This window comes from Nocardioides sp. (assembly GCF_035429765.1).
GTDB lineage: Bacteria > Actinomycetota > Actinomycetes > Propionibacteriales > Nocardioidaceae > Nocardioides.
On the sequence record NZ_DAOMFK010000061.1, the window covers coordinates 11,660 to 15,236 of the forward strand.

General features: G+C 72.6%; 4 protein-coding genes. 3 read left to right on the forward strand and 1 reads right to left on the reverse strand.

Annotated elements, in window-relative coordinates:
* Positions 1-250 precede the first annotated feature (250 nt).
* Genes PLP61_RS07865 through PLP61_RS07875 form a run of 3 tightly spaced genes read left to right on the forward strand, consistent with a single transcriptional unit; the run spans position 251 to position 2,036 of the window.
* Positions 251-718: a hypothetical protein gene (locus PLP61_RS07865; protein WP_324502011.1), complete on the forward strand. Its 468-nt coding sequence runs from the start codon at positions 251-253 to the stop codon at positions 716-718.
* A complete protein-coding gene (locus PLP61_RS07870; RefSeq protein ID WP_324502013.1) occupies positions 715-1,431 on the forward strand; it encodes a DUF4386 domain-containing protein in 717 nt (238 codons plus the stop codon). Before PLP61_RS07865 ends, PLP61_RS07870 begins: the two co-directional genes overlap by 4 nt.
* A 23-nt stretch (positions 1,432-1,454) precedes the next feature.
* Positions 1,455-2,036, forward strand: coding sequence for a hypothetical protein (locus tag PLP61_RS07875; RefSeq protein WP_324502015.1), 582 nt, complete (start codon positions 1,455-1,457; stop codon positions 2,034-2,036).
* Here PLP61_RS07875 and PLP61_RS07880 read toward each other — a convergent pair.
* Positions 2,010-3,577 (reverse strand): molybdopterin-containing oxidoreductase family protein (locus PLP61_RS07880; protein ID WP_324502017.1); only part of this gene is annotated, 1,568 nt, incomplete at its 5' end. The two genes, PLP61_RS07875 and PLP61_RS07880, sit on opposite strands and share 27 nt — an antisense overlap.

The following is a 3,577-nucleotide window of genomic DNA, read 5'->3' on the forward strand; positions in this document are numbered from 1 at the left end:
AGGACCGGCGGCGCCCGAGGACTGCAGCGCCACCTGCCCGGCGAGCAGGCCGAGGTGCTGGACGCAGAACCACACCTGGATCCAGATGAAGGCGGTCGCGGTCAACGGGTAGCTGAACCGGCTGCTGGAGACCTGCGGCTCGACCATGATGAGGAAGATCCCCGAGGCGGCTCCGAGCGGGGCGAGAGGACCCGGTGTGAGGGTGCTGACAGCCGGGCGATACCGGCCTCCGGCGGCGGTACGGTGAATCGTGGCCGGGCGGCGGCGGGACTGGTGGCTCCCCACGCTCGCGGGTGCGGTCACGTTCTGGCTGGTGAACCTCCTCATCTCGCTCACCCCGATCGCGGCTGACTACCGGTCCGCGATGTCGATCCCGTACCGGCAGATGCTGGTGGAGGCCGCCGTAGGCGGACTCCTCGTCGCGAGCGCGGTGGCGTACCCGCTGCTGCGTCACCCCGGCAAGGTCCCGGGGCGTGACGTGCTGACGAAGGGGCTGGTGCTCGGCACCGGCGTTCTCGCCCTCCTCACCGTGCTCGTCGAGGTGCCCTCGAAGCTGCGCGCCGACGTGGCCGACCCGGGTCACTGGCTGGTCGTGGCCACGGCGTTCAACGCGCTCCGCGTCCTCGCCCTCGCGATCGCCACCGCCCTGGTCGTCCGCGCCCGCGCGCACCCGCACGACGATCACCACCCGCAAGGGAGGCAGGAGGCAGAGGTATGACGGCTGTCACCGCAGAGCCGCGCCCGTCGACCGGCATCGCCCGCTGGGCGGGTGGCCTGTACCTCACCTACGTCCTCCTCAACGTCCTCGCGAGCCGGCTCGGCCACATCGGCCTCAGCGACACCGAGACGCTGCAGGCAGCGATCACCGGGGACGAGGCGATGTTCCGGCTCGGGCTGGTGGCGGCACTCGGCTCCGGTCTCCTGTTCGTCCTCACCGCCTGGGCGCTCTACGCGCTGCTCCGCCCGATCGACCAGCCGCTGGCTCTCCTCCTCCTGGTCCTCAACGCCGTCGGGGTGGCCGTGCAGTGCGCCAGCTACCTGCCTCTACTCGGAGTCCTCGCGCAGGGCGACGGATCGGGAGACGTGGGGAGCCTAACGGGGCCGCAGCTCGAGGGGCTGGCCCAGCTGTCGGTCACGACGTACCAGACGGGCTTCGTCACCGCGCAGCTGTTCTTCTCCGCCTGGCTCTTCCCCCTGGGCGTGCTCGTGCTGCGGTCCGGCTTCCTGCCACGCTTCCTCGGATGGCTCCTCCTCCTCGACGGAGTGGGCGTGCTCGTGTGGTTCCTCCAGGTGCTGCTCGCCCCGGGACACCCCGCGATCAGCTACCCCGCATGGGCAGTCGGGTTCATCGCCGAGGTCGGCCTCGGTCTCTGGCTCCTCGTCAAGGGCGCCCGGCCCCGCGGCAGCGCCCCCGTGACGCCCGGCGGATAGGCGTCTGCCCTACCGTGGCCGGCATGCTTCGCTTCGAGCCGGACACGAGCCACGCGGACTGGGTCCTCCACGCGCCGGTCACCTGGCAGGAGCTGGTGACCTGCGGGCCGCGCGGCCACCAGGCCGAGGTCCGGGTGGTGCCGTTGCCGGAGGACGACATCGCCGAGCGCGGCCTCTGCTCCCGGCTCATCCCTCTCCTCCGAGCGGCCACCACCACCCCCGAGGACTGCCTCCACGCCCTGTGGCTCGGCGCCACCGGAATCGCAGCCGGCGTCGAGCCGGGCCTCCCGGACAGCGTGCTCACCGGCCCGACGGTCACGCTGAGGGACGAGACGGGCCACCCCGTCCGCGAGTACCGCCTGTTCCGGGGCCCGGTGGACGACGTCGGCAGCTGGGGCGCCGTCGACCCGGCAACGGGAAGGTCGAGGGACCGGTGGCTGCCCCCGGCGCACCTGCTGTGGCCGGCAGACCGCGCCTGGTTCGTCGCCTCCGACGTCGACGACGACGACACGTGCGTCAGCGGCCGCGAATCCCTGGTCCGCGCCATCCGGGCCGATCCGGTCCTGACCGCAGGGTCCTCACTCGGGTGCGGCAGGTGTCCGTGACACGTCGCAGACGCCGGCGCGCAGCGGCGAGCTGCCACTGATCGGATCGCTCGGGGTCTGGGGCAGCACGAGGTTGAGGTTGGCACTGTCCGGGCCGTACGGCGGGTAGCCCGGCAGTCCCAGCTCCTCGCACGACGCCCACCAGCCGTGCTGGGCGAGGACGACCTGCGGGTCCAGGCTGGCGTTGAGCTTCGCGCGGGCCCGCACGCTGCCCCGCGGGGTGTCGAGGGAGACCCAGTCCCCTGCGGCGATGCCGCGCGCCTCGGCCGTGGCGGGGTGCAGCTCGACCTGGGGATCGGGTGCGCTCTTGCGAAGGGCCGCCACCTGCCGGTGCTGGGTCTCGCAGAAGAACAGCGACTTGGCACAGCTCAGGACGAGCGGGTACCGCTCGGCGAGGTCGGGGCGGGACCGAGGGCTGATCGCCGGTTCCTCGAAGGCGGGCAGCGGGTCGTAGCCGTTCGCGGCGAGGGTGGCGGAGTAGAGCTCCACCTTCTGCGAGGGGGTCCGGAACCCGGAGTCGGCGTACTTGCGGTAGCGGGTCGTCAGCGGCACCCGCACCCCCTCGGGGTGCGCGCGCAGCTCGTCCAGGGTGATCCCGCTGGGTGCCAGCTGGTGGCGGTACGCCGCGTCGACGTCGCCGTCCCAGAAGTGCCCGCCGAGGCCGAGCCGGGTCGCGAGGTCGAACACGATCCGCAGGTCCGAGCGGGCCTCGCCGCGGGCCGCCACCAGAGGCTGCCTGAGCTGGACCAGCGACTGGGCCTCCTGGCTGTACTCGAACCCGATCTTCAGCGCCTCGGACTCGAAGGGTGTCGTCACCGGCAGCACGATGTCCGCCAGCTCGGCGGTCGGGGTCATGAAGAGGTCGGCCTGGACGAAGAAGTCCAGGCTGCGCAGGGCCTCGCGGCCGCGGAGGCTGTCCGCGTGCGCCATCACCAGGTTGCCGCCGAAGCCCACCAGGGTGGTGATCTGGCCGTCGAGCGCGGCGGTGTAGAGGTCCTCGCCGGTGACGAACCCGAAGCGGGCCGGCCCGAGCGGGCGGCGGTCGGAGCCGACCGCGGGGGGTGGTGCGTCCGAGAGGAGCTCGCGTCCGTCCACGGGGTTGGCCGGCACCGCTTCGAACAGCACGTTCCCTCCCGGCACGTCCAGGCAGCCGGTCAGGGCGTAGAGGACGTCGATCGCGCGGATGGTCTGGGTGGTGCCGCTGTGCTGCTCCAGCCCGCTCCACGTGTAGAACGCGAGCGGCCGGGCCTCCCAGATCGTCCGGGCAGTCGCGACGATTTCGGCGGCGGGGACGCCGGTGATCGCCTCGGCGGTGTCCGGGGCGAAGTCCGCGCAGCGTGCCGCGAGGAGGTCCCACACCGTCGCCCCGTCGACGACCTCGGCGGCGTTGGTCCAGTCCCGGACGAACTCCGCGTCGTACCAGCCGTTCTCGATCATCACGTGCATCAGGGACAGGGCCAGCGCGGCATCGGTCCCGGGCCGGACCCGCAGCCAGTGGTCGGCCTTGGCGGCGAGGCCCGCCTTGCGCGGGTCGACCACGA

Coding starts and splice junctions, on each gene's coding strand:
- PLP61_RS07870 (WP_324502013.1), top strand. CDS start 715: ATGACGGCTGTCACCGCAGAGCCGCGCCCGTCGACCGGCATCGCCCGC.
- PLP61_RS07875 (WP_324502015.1), top strand. CDS start 1,455: ATGCTTCGCTTCGAGCCGGACACGAGCCACGCGGACTGGGTCCTCCAC.